At 70.6% G+C, this 19,473-nt stretch carries 9 protein-coding genes and 3 rRNA genes; 7 read left to right on the top strand and 5 right to left on the bottom strand.

Features of this window, described 5'->3' with window-relative positions; translation table 11 throughout:
* The first annotated feature begins 203 nt into the window (after positions 1–203).
* The 7 genes from HNR08_RS02310 to HNR08_RS02280 all read left to right on the top strand — a co-directional run bounded on the left by HNR08_RS02310 (position 204) and on the right by HNR08_RS02280 (position 11,138).
* Positions 204–1,889, top strand: coding sequence for a hypothetical protein (locus tag HNR08_RS02310; RefSeq protein WP_146839095.1), 1,686 nt, complete (start codon positions 204–206; stop codon positions 1,887–1,889).
* On the top strand, positions 1,886–2,914 hold the full coding sequence (locus HNR08_RS02305) for a DUF8094 domain-containing protein (RefSeq protein WP_183834757.1): 1,029 nt from the start codon (positions 1,886–1,888) through the stop codon (positions 2,912–2,914). The genes HNR08_RS02310 and HNR08_RS02305 overlap by 4 nt, the downstream gene beginning before the upstream one ends.
* Before the next feature lie 51 nt (positions 2,915–2,965).
* Entirely contained in the window at positions 2,966–3,907 is a 942-nt protein-coding gene (locus HNR08_RS02300) for a tetratricopeptide repeat protein (RefSeq protein WP_146839097.1), read from the top strand.
* Between the two features lie 653 nt (positions 3,908–4,560).
* A 16S ribosomal RNA gene (locus HNR08_RS02295) occupies positions 4,561–6,081 on the top strand.
* Between the two features lie 363 nt (positions 6,082–6,444).
* Positions 6,445–9,554: ribosomal RNA gene (locus HNR08_RS02290) — 23S ribosomal RNA — on the top strand.
* Positions 9,555–9,651: 97 nt separating this feature from the next.
* Positions 9,652–9,768 (top strand): 5S ribosomal RNA (gene rrf / locus HNR08_RS02285).
* Together the 16S, 23S and 5S rRNA genes form the textbook arrangement of a ribosomal RNA operon.
* A gap of 245 nt (positions 9,769–10,013) precedes the next feature.
* On the top strand, positions 10,014–11,138 hold the full coding sequence (locus HNR08_RS02280) for an IS30 family transposase (protein ID WP_183834709.1): 1,125 nt from the start codon (positions 10,014–10,016) through the stop codon (positions 11,136–11,138).
* A 174-nt stretch (positions 11,139–11,312) separates the two neighbouring features.
* On the opposite strand, the gene glgB is transcribed toward HNR08_RS02280, so the two are convergent.
* The 5 genes from glgB to HNR08_RS02255 all read right to left on the bottom strand — a co-directional run bounded on the left by glgB (position 11,313) and on the right by HNR08_RS02255 (position 19,415).
* A complete protein-coding gene (gene glgB, locus HNR08_RS02275) occupies positions 11,313–13,496 on the bottom strand; it encodes a 1,4-alpha-glucan branching protein GlgB (RefSeq protein WP_146839616.1) in 2,184 nt (727 codons plus the stop codon).
* Between the two features lie 49 nt (positions 13,497–13,545).
* On the bottom strand, positions 13,546–14,142 hold the full coding sequence (locus HNR08_RS02270; protein ID WP_246803132.1) for an SGNH/GDSL hydrolase family protein: 597 nt from the start codon (positions 14,140–14,142) through the stop codon (positions 13,546–13,548).
* A 13-nt stretch (positions 14,143–14,155) separates the two neighbouring features.
* Positions 14,156–15,481, bottom strand: coding sequence for a maltokinase N-terminal cap-like domain-containing protein (locus HNR08_RS02265; protein ID WP_246803133.1), 1,326 nt, complete (start codon positions 15,479–15,481; stop codon positions 14,156–14,158).
* Between the two features lie 11 nt (positions 15,482–15,492).
* Entirely contained in the window at positions 15,493–17,232 is a 1,740-nt protein-coding gene (gene treS, locus HNR08_RS02260; protein ID WP_371862394.1) for a maltose alpha-D-glucosyltransferase, read from the bottom strand.
* Between the two features lie 92 nt (positions 17,233–17,324).
* Entirely contained in the window at positions 17,325–19,415 is a 2,091-nt protein-coding gene (locus tag HNR08_RS02255; RefSeq protein WP_371862393.1) for an alpha-1,4-glucan--maltose-1-phosphate maltosyltransferase, read from the bottom strand.
* Positions 19,416–19,473 lie beyond the last annotated feature (58 nt).

Here is a 19,473-nt window from a genome sequence, read left to right as displayed (position 1 = left end):
CTTGTGGGGACCGCCTCCGCGGGGGAGGCTCGGGGCGTCGGTCGGCCCGCGGTCCGCCGTCCAGCGTATCCGGGCGAACCGGGCGCGGTGCACCCCGCGCGGTACTCCTTCGGGGCGGTTCCGGTACTCCTCGCGGCACGGGTCGTGCGCGGACTCCGAGGTCGCTCGCCTATCCTGGGCCGTCACGTTCGAGAGGAAGACGCGTGCTCCAGCGACTCATCGCCGCCGTCCTCGCCGTGCTCGGCGTCGCCGCCATCGCGCTCGGCGTCGCCTCGGCCACGGTGTGGCGGGCCGACGACCCCCTGGTCGCCACCGCCGCACCCGGGGGCGGGACCCGCACCCTGGTGACCGACCCCGGGGTGCTCGAGGTCGCCGGCGACCCCGTGACGATCACCGTCCGGGCCGAGGGGTCGCCGGTGGTGCTGGCCGTCGGTCGGGACACCGACGTCACCGCGTGGGTCGGTGCCGACCCGTACGAGCGCGTCACGGGGCTGTCCGACTGGCACACGCTGGCGACGACCGCGGGGGGGCCGGCGCCGGGAGCGACCCCGACCCCGACGCCGACCGCGGACGCCGCGGCGACGGCGGAGCCCAGCCCCTCGGCGAGCGCCGCCGAGGCGGAGACCGCCGCGCAGGCCGCCGACCCGACCGGGTCCGACATGTGGGTCGCGCAGGTCACCGGCGACGGGTCCGCGACGCTCGAGTGGCCCGCGCAGGACGGCCGCTGGTCGCTGCTCGCCGTCTCCCTCGGCGACAGCGCGCCCGTGCTCGACCTCTCCTGGCCGCAGACCGTGACCACGCCGTGGCTGTGGCCCGGCGTGGCGCTCGGCGTGCTGCTGCTCGCCGTCGCGGCGGTGCTCCTCGTCCGCATCCTGCGGCAGCGTCGCGAGGGCCCGGACGCCGGCTGGCACCCCGTGACCACGGGGCAGATCGCCGTCGTCGCCCCCGCCGACGCCGCCGCCGCGGACACGACCGCCATGCCGACCGGGGCCATCCCGGTCACCACGATCAGCGCGACGGGCGCCCCGCTCACCCGGCGGCAGATCCGCGAGGCCGAGGCGGCCGCCGCGGCAGCCGCAGCCGCGGCCCGTCGCCGCGGGCGTCGCCCGGCCACCGGTGCCGTGCCCGTGGTGACGGGGGCGGTCCCCGCCGTCACCGGGACGGTCCCGGCGGTCCCCGCGGAGACCGGGCCGGCCGCGGGGCGCGCGACCGGCGGGGAGAGCCCGGCCGGGACCGGCCCGGAGCGCGGGGCGCGCGAGCCGCGGTCCGCGGGCGCACCGACGCCGACGCCGACGCGTGGCACGGGGGCGCCGACCTCGGCGACCGGGTCCTCGGGGGGTGCGCCGACGACGGCCGGGCCGGCCGTACCCGGAGCGACGGCGCCCGGCGCGACCGCGCCCCGCACCGCGACGCCGGCCGCACCGGGCTCGGACGCACCGGTGCCGCCGGGCGCTCCGGCCGCCGCGCCGGCGACGCCGCCCACGACGCCCGCACCCGGGACGCCCACGCCGTCGACGCCCGCGCCCGCGGCGCCCCCCGCGACCGGCCGGCCGGAGCAGGACCGCCCTCGCGGCGGCCTCGCCTCCCGGCTGCCGTGGCGCCGGGGTCGCGCCGAGACCCCCGAGACCCCGCCCCGGGACGCGCCGCCGCCCGCCACCCCGGCGCCGGCGACCGCCTGGTCGCCGACCCCGGGCGTCCCCGCCACGCCGTCGGCGCCACCGCGCGCCGCCGCCCCCGGGACCGGGGCGGCGCCGCTCGCCGGCGAGTCCGAGGCGGATGCCGCCGCGCAGGCCGGCCGGGCCGACGCCTGGCGCCGCATGTGGGGGTTCCCGGAGGAGGGCGGCACGGCACCGGACGGCGACCAGAAGCGCACGGAGGAGGACCGATGACGGCACGCCCCGCCCCCCGCCCCGTCGGGGCCGCACGCCGCCGCCGGTCCGCCGGAGCCGCCGTGGTGCTCGCGGCCGCGCTCGGCCTCGCAGCCTGCGCGACCCCGGTCCCGGAGCCGGTGCCCGACGCCGTCCCCGCGGTGCCGCCGCCCGTGCTGACGGTGACGCAGTCGTCGTCGGTCCTCGACCAGGTCGGCGAGGTGCTCGCCGCGGGCGACGCCGCGCTCGACCCCGCCGGGCTGCCGGCGCGCGTGACCGGTCCGGCGCTCGCGATCAGGACCGCCGAGTACGTCCGCGCGACGGCGACCGGGGGTGCCCGTCCGCCTGTCGCGCTGCCGACGTCCGCGCAGACCCTGATCGTCCCGAGCACGACCGACTGGCCGCGCACGCAGATGGTCGTCACGGAGCAGCCGGACGACCTCCAGGCCCCGCTGCTGCTCGTCCTGGAGCAGGCCGGGCCGCGCGAGCCGTACCGGCTGTGGGGCTGGGCACGGCTCGGCCCGTCCGTCGAGATGCCGGCGACCGAGCGGCCCGAGGTCGGCAGCGAGCCGGTGGCGCCCGACGACGACAGCCTGCTGCTGAGCCCGGCCGAGGCCGTCGCCCAGTACGCGGACGTCCTCACCAACGGGGACGCGTCGGCGTACGCGGCGACCTTCCCCGCGGACTTCTTCCGCACGGCCCTCACCGAGGCCCGCGCCCAGACGGCGGCCAGCCTGCAGGAGATCGCGTCGGTCGCCGAGACGGTGTCACCCGTGGCCGACCAGGTGACGGCCCTGCGGACCGACGACGGCGGCGCGATCGTCGTCGGCGAGCTGAGCACCGTCACGACGGCGACCCTCAGCCAGGGCAGCATCACGCTCAGCGACCCGTTCGACGCGGCGCTCGCCGGCGTGGGCAGCGTGTCGCAGAGCCTGGTGCGGACCTGGACCGACGTGGTCGCGCTGTACGTGCCGCCCGCCGGCGGGGAGCAGCAGGTGCGGCTGCTGGCCGCCGAGCACGCCCGGACCGCGGTGACCGGCTCCTGACGCCGGGTCCCGTGACATCGTGAGCACACGCGAGATCAGGAGCACAGCAGCATGAGCCAGAACCCGGCCCACCAGCCGCGCCTCGACGTGCGGGGCGCGATCGACCTGTCGGGGCTCGGTCGCCCGGCGACCCCGGCGCCCGGGACCCCCGGCGGTCTCCCGGCACCGGGCGCCTACGTGGTCGACGTCGACACCGAGGGCTTCCCCGCGCTGGTGCAGTCCTCGACCCAGCACCCCGTGGTCGTGCTGCTGTGGGCGTCGTGGAGCGAGGCCAGCATCAACCTCGCGCGCGACCTCGGGACGCTGGCGGACCAGTACGCCGGCCGGCTGCTGCTCGCCCGCATCGACTCGGAGGCCAACCCGCAGGTGGCCGCGGCGTTCCAGGCGCAGTCCGTGCCCTCGGTGGTCGCGGTGCTCGCGGGGCAGCCGCTGCCGCTGTTCCAGGGAGTCCCGCAGCTGGACCAGGTGCGCGGCGTCCTCGACCAGGTGCTCGAGGCCGCGGCGGCGAACGGCATCACGGGGACGGTCCCGCCGCGCGACGGCGCACCCGAGCCGGAGCCCGAGCCGGAGGAGCCGCCGCTGCCCCCGCTGCACCAGGAGGCGTACGACGCGATCGAGCGCGACGACCTGCCGGCGGCGGCCGCCGCCTACGAGCAGGCGCTGCGGGAGAACCCGCGCGACGACATGGCGCGGGCCGGTCTGGCCCAGGTGGGCCTCCTCACCCGCACCCGCGACGTCGACCTCGCCGCCGTGCGCACCGCGGCGGCCGAGGACCCGCGCGACGTGGACGCGCAGCTCGCCGTCGCCGACGTCGACGTCCTCGGGGGGCAGGTCGAGGACGCCTTCGCCCGGCTCGTCGACACCGTGCGGGTGACCGCCGGCGCCGACCGGGAGCGGGTGCGCGTGCGGCTGGTCGAGCTGTTCGACGTGGTCGGCCAGGAGGACCCCCGGGTCGCGGCCGCCCGCCGCGCGCTGGCCAGCGCCCTGTACTGAGCGATCCGTCCCGAGCCGGGCGGCCCGCACCACCTACGGGAGGTGCGGGCCGCCGGCCGTTCCGGGAGGCCAGGGCGCCGGTGGGGTGCAGATCCCCGTGTTCATGCGGGTGACCGGGGTCACGCGGAGCGGAGTTGACGCTCCCGCCCCGGACTGCGTAATGTTCTACGACGTCGCCCCGACAGGGAGGAACAGACACCGAGGATGATCCCGGTGGCTGGTCCCGGGGGAGACCACCCCCTTGGCAAGGACTCGACGGGACATGTGTGCCCGCCGACGGACGTGCCGAGGATCGATCCTCGCAGGTCGGACGGTCCGGAACGGACTTGACCGGCCGAAGCGGATCGGATAAGTTTGAACGGTTGCCTCCGGCCAGGAGCCCGCAAGGGTGAGTGGGGGATGCGCGTCTGTTCTTTGAGAACTCAACAGTGTGCCTAGTAGTTGATGCCAAGATGGTTCATCGCTCGGGTTGGTCGCCTCGTTCGGGGTGACTGGTTCGTGTGGTGGGTCTTGGTTTCGATTGGGAGCCGAGTCCGACCCCGTCGGGTCGGTTCCTGCAGAAGCCGAATTGACTGATCCCCGCTCGCCAGCGGGTGGGGGTCGTTTCGTGTGTCGGTTGTCCACCGCTTTCGGGTGGTGGGGACCAGTAGACATTTACGGAGAGTTTGATTCTGGCTCAGGACGAACGCTGGCGGCGTGCTTAACACATGCAAGTCGAACGGTGAACCCCAGCTTGCTGGGGGGATCAGTGGCGAACGGGTGAGTAACACGTGAGTAACCTGCCCCTGACTCTGGGATAAGCCTTGGAAACGAGGTCTAATACCGGATACGTGCCGCTCGGGCATCCGATGCGGTTGGAAAGATTTATCGGTCAGGGATGGACTCGCGGCCTATCAGCTTGTTGGTGGGGTAACGGCCCACCAAGGCGACGACGGGTAGCCGGCCTGAGAGGGCGACCGGCCACACTGGGACTGAGACACGGCCCAGACTCCTACGGGAGGCAGCAGTGGGGAATATTGCACAATGGGCGCAAGCCTGATGCAGCGACGCCGCGTGAGGGATGAAGGCCTTCGGGTTGTAAACCTCTTTCAGCAGGGAAGAAGCGCAAGTGACGGTACCTGCAGAAGAAGCGCCGGCTAACTACGTGCCAGCAGCCGCGGTAATACGTAGGGCGCAAGCGTTGTCCGGAATTATTGGGCGTAAAGAGCTCGTAGGCGGTTTGTCGCGTCTGCTGTGAAAACTCGAGGCTCAACCTCGGGCTTGCAGTGGGTACGGGCAGACTAGAGTGCGGTAGGGGAGACTGGAATTCCTGGTGTAGCGGTGGAATGCGCAGATATCAGGAGGAACACCGATGGCGAAGGCAGGTCTCTGGGCCGCAACTGACGCTGAGGAGCGAAAGCATGGGGAGCGAACAGGATTAGATACCCTGGTAGTCCATGCCGTAAACGTTGGGCACTAGGTGTGGGGCTCATTCCACGAGTTCCGTGCCGCAGCAAACGCATTAAGTGCCCCGCCTGGGGAGTACGGCCGCAAGGCTAAAACTCAAAGAAATTGACGGGGGCCCGCACAAGCGGCGGAGCATGCGGATTAATTCGATGCAACGCGAAGAACCTTACCAAGGCTTGACATACACCGGAAACTTCCAGAGATGGTTGCCCCGCAAGGTCGGTGTACAGGTGGTGCATGGTTGTCGTCAGCTCGTGTCGTGAGATGTTGGGTTAAGTCCCGCAACGAGCGCAACCCTCGTCCTATGTTGCCAGCGGGTCATGCCGGGGACTCATAGGAGACTGCCGGGGTCAACTCGGAGGAAGGTGGGGATGACGTCAAATCATCATGCCCCTTATGTCTTGGGCTTCACGCATGCTACAATGGCCGGTACAAAGGGCTGCGATACCGCGAGGTGGAGCGAATCCCAAAAAGCCGGTCTCAGTTCGGATTGGGGTCTGCAACTCGACCCCATGAAGTCGGAGTCGCTAGTAATCGCAGATCAGCAACGCTGCGGTGAATACGTTCCCGGGCCTTGTACACACCGCCCGTCAAGTCACGAAAGTCGGTAACACCCGAAGCCGGTGGCCCAACTCTTTGAGGGGGAGCCGTCGAAGGTGGGACTGGCGATTGGGACTAAGTCGTAACAAGGTAGCCGTACCGGAAGGTGCGGCTGGATCACCTCCTTTCTAAGGAGCATCTGACACGCCCTGCTTCGGTGGGGTCGTGCAGAGGCCATGCCCCGGCCGAACGCGTCGGGGGTGGTGCTCAAGGGTGGAACATCAACTACGGCGGCCCGCTCGGGCCGGCATCGCGTCAGTACTCCTTCGGGATGGAACGCGCACCGCCGGGTCGGGTCGGTCGCCCAGGCACGCTGTTGGGTCCTGAGGGAACAGCCCGCGAGGGAGGTTGCTTCATGACGGGCCCGGTCGGTCGGTCGAACCGCCAGCTGCTCTTCGGGGCGGTGGGTAGGCGCCGGCGGGAGGTCGGGGATCGTTCGTTGTTTGAGAACTGCACAGTGGACGCGAGCATCTTTTAAAGTATGTCTTTGTGGTCAAGTTTTTAAGGGCACAGGGTGAATGCCTTGGCACTAGGAGCCGAAGAAGGACGTGGTAGCCTGCGATAAGCCTCGGGGAGTTGGCAAACGAACCGTGATCCGAGGATGTCCGAATGGGGAAACCCCGCACGAGTCATGTCGTGTGACCTGCACCTGAATATATAGGGTGTGTGGAGGGAACGCCGGGAAGTGAAACATCTCAGTACCGGCAGGAAGAGATATTCCGTGAGTAGTGGCGAGCGAAAGCGGATCAGGCCAAACCGTATGCGTGTCAAGCCGGCAGGCGTTGCGTGTACGGGGTTGTGGGACCTTTCAGCTGATTCTGCCGAGTCAGCAGGGAGTCAGAAAGTCTCGTTATAGTCGAAGGGCATTGAAAGGCCCGGCACAGAGGGTGGTACCCCCGTAGACGAAATGACGTGACCTCCCGAAGGGGATCCCAAGTAGCACGGGGCCCGAGAAATCCCGTGTGAATCTGGCAAGACCACTTGCTAAGCCTAAATACTACCTAGTGACCGATAGCGGACAAGTACCGTGAGGGAAAGGTGAAAAGTACCCCGGGAGGGGAGTGAAATAGTACCTGAAACCGTGTGCCTACAATCCGTCGGAGCCTCCCTAGCAGGGGTGACGGCGTGCCTTTTGAAGAATGAGCCTGCGAGTTAGTGGTACGTGGCGAGGTTAACCCGTGTGGGGAAGCCGTAGCGAAAGCGAGTCCGAATAGGGCGTCACAGTCGCGTGCTCTAGACCCGAAGCGAAGTGATCTAGCCATGGGCAGGTTGAAGCGCGGGTAAGACCGCGTGGAGGACCGAACCCACCTGGGTTGAAAACCGGGGGGATGACCTGTGGTTAGGGGTGAAAGGCCAATCAAACTTCGTGATAGCTGGTTCTCCCCGAAATGCATTTAGGTGCAGCCTCGCGTGTTTCTTGCCGGAGGTAGAGCTACTGGATAGCCGATGGGCCCTACCAGGTTACTGACGTTAGCCAAACTCCGAATGCCGGTAAGTGAGAGCGCGGGAGTGAGACTGCGGGGGATAAGCTCCGTAGTCGAGAGGGAAACAGCCCAGACCACCAGCTAAGGCCCCTAAGCGTATGCTAAGTGGGAAAGGATGTGGAGTTGCACAGACAACCAGGAGGTTGGCTTAGAAGCAGCCACCCTTGAAAGAGTGCGTAATAGCTCACTGGTCAAGTGATTCCGCGCCGACAATGTAGCGGGGCTCAAGTATACCGCCGAAGCTGTGGCATTCACACATTGCGCTAGGCCTTCGTGGTCCAGGCGTGTGGATGGGTAGGGGAGCGTCGTGTGGCGGGTGAAGCTGCGGGGTAACCCAGTGGTGGACGCCACACGAGTGAGAATGCAGGCATGAGTAGCGAATGACGGGTGAGAAACCCGTCCGCCGAATGACCAAGGGTTCCAGGGCCAGGCTAATCCGCCCTGGGTAAGTCGGGACCTAAGGCGAGGCCGACAGGCGTAGTCGATGGACAACGGGTTGATATTCCCGTACCGGCGAAGAACCGCCCATACCGAGCCCGGTGATGCTAAACGCCCGAGCCGTGACACCGACTCCTTCGGGAGTCACCGTCACGGGGAGCGCGTGACCCGATCCGGTAGTAGGTAAGCGTATTAACAGGAGTGACGCAGGAAGGTAGCCCAGCGTGGCGATGGTAGTCCACGTCCAAGGCCGTAGGGCGAGTGGTAGGCAAATCCGCCACTCACACAGCCTGAGAACCGATGGTGACAGCGTATGCTGGATGATTGGGTGATCCTATGCTGCCGAGAAAAGCTTCGACGCGAGGTTCTAGCCGCCCGTACCCTAAACCGACTCAGGTGGTCAGGTAGAGAATACCAAGGCGATCGAGAGAATCGTGGTTAAGGAACTCGGCAAAATGCCCCCGTAACTTCGGGAGAAGGGGGGCCTGAAGCGTGTACCGGCTTGCCCGGGAAGCGTGGAGGGCCGCAGAGACCAGGGAGAAGCGACTGTTTACTAAAAACACAGGTCCGTGCGAAGTCGCAAGACGATGTATACGGACTGACGCCTGCCCGGTGCTGGAAGGTTAAGAGGACGGGTCAGCCGCAAGGCGAAGCTCAGAATTTAAGCCCCAGTAAACGGCGGTGGTAACTATAACCATCCTAAGGTAGCGAAATTCCTTGTCGGGTAAGTTCCGACCTGCACGAATGGCGTAACGACTTCTCCGCTGTCTCAACCGCGAACTCGGCGAAATTGCACTACGAGTAAAGATGCTCGTTACGCGCAGCAGGACGGAAAGACCCCGGGACCTTTACTATAGCTTGGTATTGGTGTTCGGTGCGGCTTGTGTAGGATAGGTGGGAGACTGTGAAGCCGGCACGCCAGTGTCGGTGGAGTCAACGTTGAAATACCACTCTGGTCGCTCTGGACATCTAACCTCGGTCCGTAATCCGGATCAGGGACAGTGCCTGGTGGGTAGTTTAACTGGGGCGGTTGCCTCCTAAAATGTAACGGAGGCGCTCAAAGGTTCCCTCAGCCTGGTTGGCAATCAGGTGGCGAGTGCAAGTGCACAAGGGAGCTTGACTGTGAGACTGACAGGTCGAGCAGGGACGAAAGTCGGAACTAGTGATCCGGCGGTGGCTTGTGGAAGCGCCGTCGCTCAACGGATAAAAGGTACCCCGGGGATAACAGGCTGATCTTGCCCAAGAGTCCATATCGACGGCATGGTTTGGCACCTCGATGTCGGCTCGTCGCATCCTGGGGCTGGAGTAGGTCCCAAGGGTTGGGCTGTTCGCCCATTAAAGCGGTACGCGAGCTGGGTTTAGAACGTCGTGAGACAGTTCGGTCCCTATCCGCTGCGCGCGCAGGAAACTTGAGAAGGGCTGTCCCTAGTACGAGAGGACCGGGACGGACGAACCTCTGGTGTGCCAGTTGTTCCGCCAGGAGCACGGCTGGTTGGCTACGTTCGGAAGGGATAACCGCTGAAAGCATCTAAGCGGGAAGCCTGCTTCAAGATGAGGTTTCCACGGGGCTTGCCCCGAGAGGCTCCCGGCTAGACCACCGGGTAGATAGGCCGGATGTGGAAGAGAGGACTCAAGACTCTCGCAGCTGACCGGTACTAATAAGCCGACAACTTCACCACTCATACTTTTTGCTACGCGTCCACTGTGCGGTTCCCGAACCACGAGCACGTACCCTTCGAACCCGAGGGGTGTCCCGTGTTGACAGTTCGACAGAGTTACGGCGGTCATAGCGAAGGGGAAACGCCCGGTCCCATTCCGAACCCGGAAGCTAAGCCCTTCAGCGCCGATGGTACTGCACTCGCCAGGGTGTGGGAGAGTAGGACGCCGCCGGACATCATTCAGAAGAAGCCACCCCATCGCTGGGGTGGCTTCTTCTGTTTCCCGAGGACTTTCGCGAGATCGCACGGGGCCCCGGACGCCGTCAGGTTCGCCGTGCGCGTCCATGAGCGCTCGGCCGCCCCGCGCTCTCCGCACACCGTGGGCCCCCGCCGTGTGCCGAGAGTGCAGCAGATGCGGCATCCCGGCCCTTGGCGTCAGGTGGTTGTTGCAACGTGGTCCTCACCGGGAGGGTGCGTGGCATGGCTGGTTCGAGGTTGTCGCTGCAGGAGCGGGCGCAGATCGAGGTGTTGTTCGGTCAGGGGCTGACGTTCCCGGCGATCGGTCGGGCGATCGGGCGTGATCGCTCGACGGTCTGGCGTGAGGTCACGCGGAACAACTCCTACCGGGGTATGCACTTGGGTGGGGCCGGGTCGCGGCATCCTGGTGGTGCTCATTCGGGTCGGGCCGGTCGCGGCGGGGCCTACCGGTGGGTCTACGCCCACGGCAACGCCCACGCCCGGGCCGCCCGGCGCGCGCGGCGCCCCCGGGCCGGCAAGCTGATCGGGAACGCGAACGTCAAGGGTCGCGCGCCGTTCCCGGGTCGACTCTGGCCGGTGGTCGCCGCCAAGCTCGCGCAACGGTGGTCGCCTCGGCAGATCGCACACTGGTTGCGTCAGGAGTTCCCCGACCGACCGGAGCAGTGGGTGTCCCACGAGACGATCTACCAGGCGATCTACTACCAGGCCCGCGGCGGGATGCGCGCGGAGCTGGACCGGCAGGTCGCGCTGCGCTCGGGGCGCGCAGCGCGCCGACCTCAGTCACGGGTTGCGTCGGCCGGCCGGGGCGCGAAGACCTGGATCGGGGACCTGAACATCTCGACCAGACCCGCCGAGGCCGCTGATCGGGCGGTCCCGGGGCACTGGGAAGGTGACCTGGTGATCGGGGCGCGGGGGTCCTCGGCGATCATCACGCTGGTCGAGCGGTCCACCCGGTTCGTGATGCTGGGGGCGCTGCCGAACTCCCGGGTCTCCGAGGAGGTCACCCGGGTCCTGATCGACCTGATGGGCCGGGTCCCGGGCGAGCTGGCCAAGACCTTGACCTGGGACCAGGGATCCGAGATGGCCCAGCACGCGGCGTTCACCCTGGCCACAGGCTGCCGGGTGTTCTTCTGCGACCCGCACTCGCCCTGGCAGCGCGGAAGCAACGAGAACACCAACGGGCTGCTGCGCCAGTACTTCCCCCGGTCCTCGACCGACTTCCGCACCTACACCCAGGACGACCTCGACGCCGTCGCCCGCGAGCTCAACGGCCGACCCCGCGAAACCCTCGGCTGGCAGAATCCCGCACAACGACTCAACGACCTACTCGTTGCAACCGCCGCCTGAAACCGCCGCCGCTCGAGGCAGCATCTGCTGCACTCTCGGTGGGTGCTGGGGCGTACGGAGGCTGCCGGAGAGCGGCGCGCGGTGGTCCAACACCGGCACCCGCGGGCGGCGCGGCACGCGGCCCGGCGTCATCCCGTGTCACGGGTCCCGGACGCGCGCGACGCCCGGGGGAGGTCAGGCCGGGACGAGGTACAGCACGCCCAACGGCGGCACCCGCAGCGTCGCCGAGAACGCGCGCCCGTGGTACGGCTCCGGCCGCGCCTGCACGCGCCCGAGGTTCCCCACCCCGGACCCGCCGTAGACCTCGGCGTCCGTGTTGATCGCCTCGACCCATGTCCCGCCCTGGGGGAGGGCCAGCCGGTAGTTCTCGTGCGGCACACCCGCGAAGTTCACGACGACGGCCACGACGCCGCCGCGGTCGTCCCGGCGCAGGTACGCGAGGACGTTCCGGTCGGCGTCGTTGGCGTCGATCCACTCGAACCCCTGCGGGCTGTGGTCCAGCGTCCACATCGCCGAGTGCGAGCGGTAGAACGCGTTGAGGTCCCGGACGCACGCCTGGACGCCCCGGTGCGGGGCGTGGTCGAGCAGGTACCAGTCGAGGGAGCGGGACTCCGCCCACTCGGTGCCCTGCGCGAACTCCGTGCCCATGAAGAGCAGCTGCTTGCCGGGGTGCGACCACTGGTACCCGAGCAGGGCGCGGACGCCGGCGAGCTGCTGCCAGTCGTCCCCGGGCATCTTGCGCATGACGGAGCCCTTGCCGTGCACGACCTCGTCGTGGCTGATGGGCAGGACGAACTGCTCGGAGAACGCGTACACGAGGGAGAACGTCGCCTCGTGGTGGTGGTACCGCCGGTTGATGGGCAGCTCCGCGAGGTAGCGGAGCGTGTCGTTCATCCAGCCCATGTTCCACTTGAGTCCGAAGCCGAGGCCGCCGCCGTTCGTCGGCGTGGTGACGCCGGGCCAGGCGGTGGACTCCTCGGCGATCATGACGACCCCGGGGGTGCGCCGGTAGGCCGTGGCGTTGGCTTCCTGGAGGAACGCGATCGCCTCGAGGTTCTCGCGGCCGCCGTGCGCGTTCGGCCGCCACTGGCCGGGCTCGCGGGAGTAGTCGAGGTAGAGCATCGAGGCGACGGCGTCGACCCGCAGGCCGTCGGCGTGGAACTCCTCGAGCCAGTAGGTCGCGTTCGCGACGAGGAAGTTCCGGACCTCGTTGCGCCCGAAGTTGAAGACGTACGTGCCCCAGTCGGGCTGCTCGCCGCGCATGGGGTCCGGGTGCTCGTACAGCGGGGTGCCGTCGAAGCGGGCCAGCGCCCACTCGTCCTTGGGGAAGTGCGCCGGCACCCAGTCGAGGATGACGCCGATGCCGGCGCGGTGCAGGGTGTCGACGAGGTACCGGAAGTCGTCGGGGTGGCCGAACCGCGAGGTCGGGGCGTAGTACGAGGACACCTGGTAGCCCCAGGAGCCCCCGAAGGGGTGCTCGGACACCGGCAGCAGCTCGACGTGCGTGAAGCCCATCTCGAGGACGTACTCGGTGAGCTGGGCGGCCAGGTCGCGGTAGGACAGTCCCTGCCGCCAGGAGCCGAGGTGCACCTCGTAGATGCTCATCGGGCCGCTGTGCGGGTCGTGGGACCGCCGGCGCTCCAGCCAGGCGTCGTCGCCCCACCGGAAGCCGGACTCCACGACGACCGACGCGGTCGCGGGCGGGACCTCGGTGCCCTTCGCCAGCGGGTCCGCCTTCTGCCGCCAGGTGCCGTCGGCGCCGAGGACCTCGAACTTGTACCGTGCGCCGGCCGTGACGCCGGGGACGAAGATCTCCCAGACGCCCGAGTCGCCGAGCGACCGCATGGCGTGGGTCGTGCCCTGCCAGTGGTTGAAGTCGCCGACCACGCGGACGGCGCGGGCGTTGGGCGCCCAGACGGCGAACGCGGTGCCCTCGACCTCGCCCAGGGCACCGGGGTAGCGGTGCACGTTCGCGCCGAGGACGGTCCAGAGCTGCTCGTGCCGGCCCTCGCGGATGAGGTGCCGGTCGAGCTCCTGGACGGTCGGCAGGTAGCGGTACGGGTCGTCCACGCGGGAGGTGTGCTCGCCGTAGGTCACCTCGACGCGGTAGTCGACGACCTGCCGGTCGGGCAGGAGCGCCACCCAGATGCCGTCCTGCTCGTGCGCGGCGGCGGTGGTCCCGGTCGCCGTGACGACCGCGACCGCGTCGGCCAGCGGCCGCAGGGTGCGCACGACGAGCCCGTTCGGCGTCAGGTGCGCGCCGAGGACGCCGTGCGGGTCGTGGTGCGCGCCGGATGCGACGGCGCGCAGCGTGTCGTGGTCGACGGTGACGGGCGACGTCTCAGCCGGGCGTTCCATGTGCCTACCCAACCACCACCGGGGCGTTCCCGCAGTCAGACGCGACGGGTCAGGCGCCGGCGGTCCGCCACCACAGGTCGGCGAGCTCGCGGTGGCCGTCGGCGGTGGGGTGCACGCCGTCCGCGGCGAGCGCCGCGGCGCCCCGGGACGACGCCAGGGCCGTGAGGTGCGCGGCCGCGGGCACGAGCGTCGCCCCGTGGTCGGCGGCCACCCGGTGCACGGCGTCGACCCGCGCCCCGAGGTCCTCGGCCCACCAGCGACCCTGGTCGGCGGTCACCGGCAGGACGAACGGCTCGACCAGCACGAGCCGGCGGACCCCGGCGGCGAGGGCCCGGGACAGCAGGTCCCGGTAGGTGGCCTCGAACGCGTCGACGGGGGAGGGCTCGCCGGAGTCGAACCGCCGCCAGGTGTCGTTGACGCCGATGAGCACCGAGAGCAGGTCGGGCGCCTGGTCGAGGACGTCGCGGTCCCACCGTGCGGCGAGGTCCGCGATCCGGTGGCCGTTCACGCCGCGGTTGGTGACGCGGGCGCCGGCGAGCGGGCCCTCCGCCAGCAGCCGGACGTAGCCGCGGCCGAGGCCCTCGGGGTCGGTCCGCCGGTCGCAGTCGGTCACGGAGTCGCCGATGAACAGCACGTGGTCGGTCACGGCGAGCAGTCTGTCAGCCGATGAGGCGCTGGACCGCATCCAGGGGGATCGTCAGCCAGTCGGGGCGGTTGCGGGCCTCGTAGACGGCCTCGTACAGCGCCTTGTCGAGCTCGAGGACACGGAGCAGGTGCGCCCGGGCGCCGGGGTCCAGGTCGGGGGTCTGCCCCGAGTAGCCGGCCAGGAACGCGGTGCGGGCGACGTCGGTCCACGCGTGCGGGGCGTGCCCGACCGCGGCGGCGTAGTCGAAGGACCGCAGCATGCCGGCAGCGTCCCGCAGGGCGAGGTCGGGCCGGGTGCGCTGCGCGACGGGCAGCAGGGGCTCGCCCTCGAAGTCGAGCACGTACCAGGTGCCGTCGCCGCGCAGCACCTGGCCCAGGTGGAGGTCGCCGTGCACCCGCTGCCGGGCGGGGACCTCGGCCAGCAGGCGGGTGCGCTCGGCGAGGGCGGCCACCGGGTCGGCGAAGCCGTCGAGCTCCGGGACCGCCGAGCGGGCCCAGTCGAACCGCTCGGCGAGCGCGTCGGCGACGGCGGCACCGGTCGCGGGGACGACGGGGGTCGCCGGACCCGGCGGCAGCGCCCGGGCGAGCGCGCGGTGCATCTGGCCGATGACGACGCCGAGCTCCTCGGCGAGCGGGCCGAACGACTCGCCGCGGCCGGCCATCGCGCACGCGAGCTCGAAGCCGTCGGTCGCACCCGGGACGAACGCGCTGAGCACGCCGAGGTGGCCGTGCGCGGTGCGCTCGCCGTCGGGCCACTCGGCGCCCATCCAGGCGAGCGGGCGGGGCACGTGCGGCCACCCGGCGGCGGCCAGGGCGCGCGGGACGTCGACGTCGGGGTTGTCGCCGTCGGACAGCCCGCGGAACACCTTGAGCATCGCGGTGCTCCCGTGCGGGCCGGCCCCGGGCAGGATCACGGAGGTGTTGGACTGCTCGCCCGGCAGCACCCGCGGGGCGCCCAGGTCGCCGGCGGTCACGGGCGGCACGTCGGCGGGCCGGTCGGCGGCGGCCAGCCAGGCGCGCTCGAACTCCGGGCGGCCGGCGCCGTCGAGCACGGCGGTGCCGTCGGGCAGCCGGCCGACGAGCGCGGGGTCGTCGTCCCCGGCCGGTCCCGGTCGCAGCACGAGCGGGACCTGCAGCACGGCCCCCGTGCCCGCGCCGTCCGCGCGGAGCAGCAGGAGCCGCACCTCGACGTCGTCCCCGGCGGCACCCGGGTCCGCGAGCGTCAGCCCGCCGACCGCGGCGATCCGGGCCTGTGTGCCCTTCACGGGGAACCACCGCCGCCCGGGCAGCCACGGCCCGAGCAGCGCGGCCAGGGCGTCGTCGCGCGGCTCGTGGGTCACCCGGCGCTCCGTCACGGCTGCGTCACCACCAACCAGTAGAAGTCGCGCGACCCCAGGGTGAAGGTCGCGGTGCCCTCGGCGTCCACGTCGGGGAACGCCGCGCCGCCGAACACGTCCCGCAGGCCCGCGCCCGCGAGCCCCGCCGGCAGCCGGAGCCGGGTCGCCCGGGCGGTCGACGCCAGGTTCGCGACCACGAGGAGCGTCTCGGACCCGGTCCGGCGCAGGAAGGCGAGCACGGCCTCGTTGTCGCCCGGCACCACGGTGAAGTCGCCGACGCCGAGCGCGGGGTGCTGCCGCCGGACCGCCAGCATGCCGCGCACCCAGTGCAGCAGCGACGTGGTCTGCGCGAGCTGCGCCTCGACGTTGACGTTGTTGTAGTGGTGCACGAGCGACTGGATGACCGGCAGGTAGAGCTTGCCGGGGTCGGCCGTCGAGAAGCCGGAGTTGCGGTCCGGGGTCCACTGCATCGGGGTGCGCACCGCGTCGCGGTCGGCGAGCCAGATGTTGTCGCCCATGCCGATCTCGTCGCCGTAGTACAGGCACGGGCTGCCGGGCAGGGAGAGCAGCAGCGCGTGCGCGAGCTCGATCTCCTTGCGCGAGTCGTCCAGCAGCGGCGCCAGGCGGCGGCGGATGCCGATGTTCGCGCGCATCCGGGAGTCCGGCGCGTACCAGCCGTACATCGACGCGCGCTCCTCGGTGGACACCATCTCGAGCGTCAGCTCGTCGTGGTTGCGCAGGAACGTGCTCCACTGGCCGCCGGCGGGGACGGCCGGGGTGTCGGCGAGGATGTCGACGATCGACGTCGCCCGCTGGTCCCGCAGCGAGTAGTAGATCCGGGGCATCACCGGGAAGTGGAAGCACATGTGGCACTCGGGCTCGGCGTCGGTGCCGAAGTAGTGCACGACGTCCTCGGGCCACTGGTTCGCCTCGGCCAGCATGATCCGGCCCGGGAACTCGCGGTCGATCATCGCCCGCAGGTCGCGCAGGAACCGGTGGGTCTCCGGGAGGTTCTCGCAGTTGGTGCCGTCGCGCTCGTACAGGTACGGGACCGCGTCCAGCCGGAAGCCGTCGACGCCCAGCCGCAGCCAGAACCGCGCCACGTCGTGCATGGCCTCGACCACGCGCGGGTTGTCGAAGTTGAGGTCCGGCTGGTGGCTGAAGAACCGGTGCCAGAAGTACTGCCGCCGCACCGGGTCGAACGTCCAGTTGGACGTCTCGGTGTCGACGAAGATGATCCGCGCGTCCTGGTAGAGCGTCGGGTCGTCGGACCACACGTAGAAGTCCCCGTACGGGCCCTCCGGGTCGGACCGGGACGCCTGGAACCACGGGTGCTGGTCCGAGGAGTGGTTCATCACCAGGTCGACGACCACGCGCATCCCGCGCTCGTGAGCCGCGGCCACCAGGTCGGTGAAGTCCTCGATCGAGCCGTACTGCGGGGCGACCGCGGTGTAGTCGGACACGTCGTACCCGCCGTCCCGCAGCGGGGACGGGTAGAACGGCGGGAGCCACAGGCAGTCGATGCCGAGCCACTGCAGGTAGTCGAGCCGGGCGGTCAGCCCGCGCAGGTCGCCGCTGCCGGACCCGTCGGAGTCGGAGAACGACCGGATCATCACCTCGTAGAACACCGCGGTGCGGTACCAGTCGGGGTCGGGGCGCAGGCCGCCGGACTCCGGGGCGGGCACCGGCGGCTGGCGGCGCGGGGGCAGCGCGGTGACCGCGATCTGCCCGGTCGGCGGGGCGGCCGCGGGCACGGGCGTGGCGGGCACGTGCGCCACGCCGGCGGTGGGCGCCGCGACCGACGGGCCGGACGGCACGCCGGCGCCGCCCGCCTGCCCCGCCGGGCTCACACCCGCTCCACCCGGACCACGTGGGCGACCCGGCTGTACGGGTCGAGCCGCACCCAGGGCCGGCCGTCCCAGGCGTAGACCTCCTGGGAGAGCACGTCGTGCGCGACGAACCGGGCGTCCGCCGGGAGGCCGAGCGCCGGGAGATCGAGCTCGACGACGCCGTCGTGCGCGTTCCGCGGGTCGAGGTTCACGATGACGACCACGGTGTCCGCCTCGCCGGTCGGCGACAGCTCCGCGGGCAGGTGGCGGGAGAACGCGACCAGCGCGGGGTCCGACGTCGGGTGCACCGTGAGGTTGCGCAGCTGGCGCAGGGCCGGGTGCGCGCGGCGGATCTCGTTCAGCGACCGGAGCAGCCGGGCGATGCCGAGCGGCTCGGCGGCGGCCCAGTCGCGGGGCTTGAACTCGTACTTCTCGTTGTCGATCTGCTCCTCGACGCCCGGCCGAGGCACGTCCTCGACCAGCTCGTAGCCGGAGTAGATGCCCCACGTCGGGGACCCGAGCGCCGCGAGCACCGCCCGCACCGCGAAGCCGGCGGTCCCGCCGGTCTGCATGTACGGCGTGAGGATGTCGTGCGTCGTCGGCCAGAAGCTCGGCCGCATCCAGGAGCCCTGCTCGCCGGAGACCTCCGCGAGGTAGGTCGCGACCTCCTCCTTGGTGTTCCGCCACGTGAAGTACGTGTACGACTGGTGGAACCCGACCCGGGCGAGGTTGAGCATCATCGCCGGCCGGGTGAACGCCTCGGACAGGAAGACGACCTCGGGATGCGCCGCCCGGACGTCCGCGAGGATCCGCTGCCAGAACGACAGCGGCTTGGTGTGCGGGTTGTCCACGCGGAACGCGGTCACGCCGTGGTCGATCCAGACCTGCAGCACCCGGCGGATCTCCGCGTAGATGCCCTCGGGGTCGTTGTCGAAGTTCAGGGGGTAGATGTCCTGGTACTTCTTCGGCGGGTTCTCCGCGTAGGCGATCGTGCCGTCGATGCGGGTGGTGAACCACTCCGGGTGCTCGGCGACCCACGGGTGGTCCGGGGAGCACTGCAGCGCCAGGTCGAGGGCGACCTCCAGGCCGAGCGCGCGGGCCCGGGCGACGAACGCGTCGAAGTCGTCGAACGTGCCGAGGCTCGGCTCGATCGCGTCGTGCCCGCCGTCGGGGGAGCCGATCGCGTACGGGGAGCCGGGGTCGCCGGGCCGGGCGTCGAGCGTGTTGTTCCGGCCCTTGCGGTGCGTGGTGCCGATCGGGTGGATCGGCGTCAGGTAGACGACGTCGAAGCCCAGGTCCGCGATGCGCGGCAGGTCCTCGGCGGCGGTGCGCAGCGTGCCGGTGCGCCAGGTGGCCGTCCCGTCGTCGTACGTCGCGCCGATCGAGCGCGGGAAGATCTCGTACCAGGAGCCGGCGAGCGCGAGCGGGCGGTCCACGAGCAGCGGGTAGGTCGGCGACGGGCTGACCAGGTCGCGGACCGGGTGCGCGGCCAGGACGGACCGCACCTCCTCTGCCAGGCCCGCGGACAGCCGCGCCGGAGCCGGGCGGCCCGCGTCGCGCAGGGCGGTCACGGCGTCGCGCAGGACCTGCCGGCTCGCGGCGGGCAGCGGCGCCCCGGCGTCGTCGGCCTCCCGGTCGGCGGCCCGCTCCAGCAGGCGCGCGCCCTCCTCCAGGACCAGGTCGACGTCGACGCCCGCGCCGACCTTGAGCGGGGCGTCGTGCGCCCACGTGCCGTACGGGTCGGACCAGCCCTCGACGCGGAAGCCCCAGTCGCCCGGCTCGTCGGGGACCAGGCGGGCCTCGTACCGGTCCAGGCCCGGGGCGATGTCGACCATCGTCGCGCGGGCGCGGTCGGTGCCGTCCGGGCCGACCAGCACGGCCGTCGCGGCGCAGGCGTCGTGGCCCTCGCGGAACACCGTCGCGCGCACCGGGACGGCCTCGCCGACGGTCGCCTTCGCGGGCCAGCGGCCGGCCTCGGCGACGGGGGAGACGTCGACCACGGGGATCCGGCCGACGGGCGCGTGCACGGGGGAGGGGGTCGCGGGGGCGGCGGCGGGGCGCGCGGCCCGGGCACGGCGGGGCGCGGGCTGGCGGGGTGTCGACGTCACGGATCCGAACCTATCCACTGCGACACCCGCGCGGCATCCGGACGGCGGGCCGGAGATG

The organism is Cellulomonas hominis, from assembly GCF_014201095.1.
Lineage (GTDB): Bacteria > Actinomycetota > Actinomycetes > Actinomycetales > Cellulomonadaceae > Cellulomonas > Cellulomonas hominis.
This window is presented reverse-complemented; position numbering and strand designations above follow the sequence as displayed.

What these genes read in the sequence shown, in the direction of transcription:
- HNR08_RS02305 (WP_183834757.1), top strand. Translation starts at nt 1,886, where the DNA reads ATGACGGCACGCCCCGCCCCCCGCCCCGTCGGGGCCGCACGCCGCCGC.
- glgB (WP_146839616.1), bottom strand. Translation starts at nt 13,496, where the DNA reads ATGGAACGCCCGGCTGAGACGTCGCCCGTCACCGTCGACCACGACACG.
- HNR08_RS02280 (WP_183834709.1), top strand. Translation starts at nt 10,014, where the DNA reads ATGGCTGGTTCGAGGTTGTCGCTGCAGGAGCGGGCGCAGATCGAGGTG.
- HNR08_RS02300 (WP_146839097.1), top strand. Translation starts at nt 2,966, where the DNA reads ATGAGCCAGAACCCGGCCCACCAGCCGCGCCTCGACGTGCGGGGCGCG.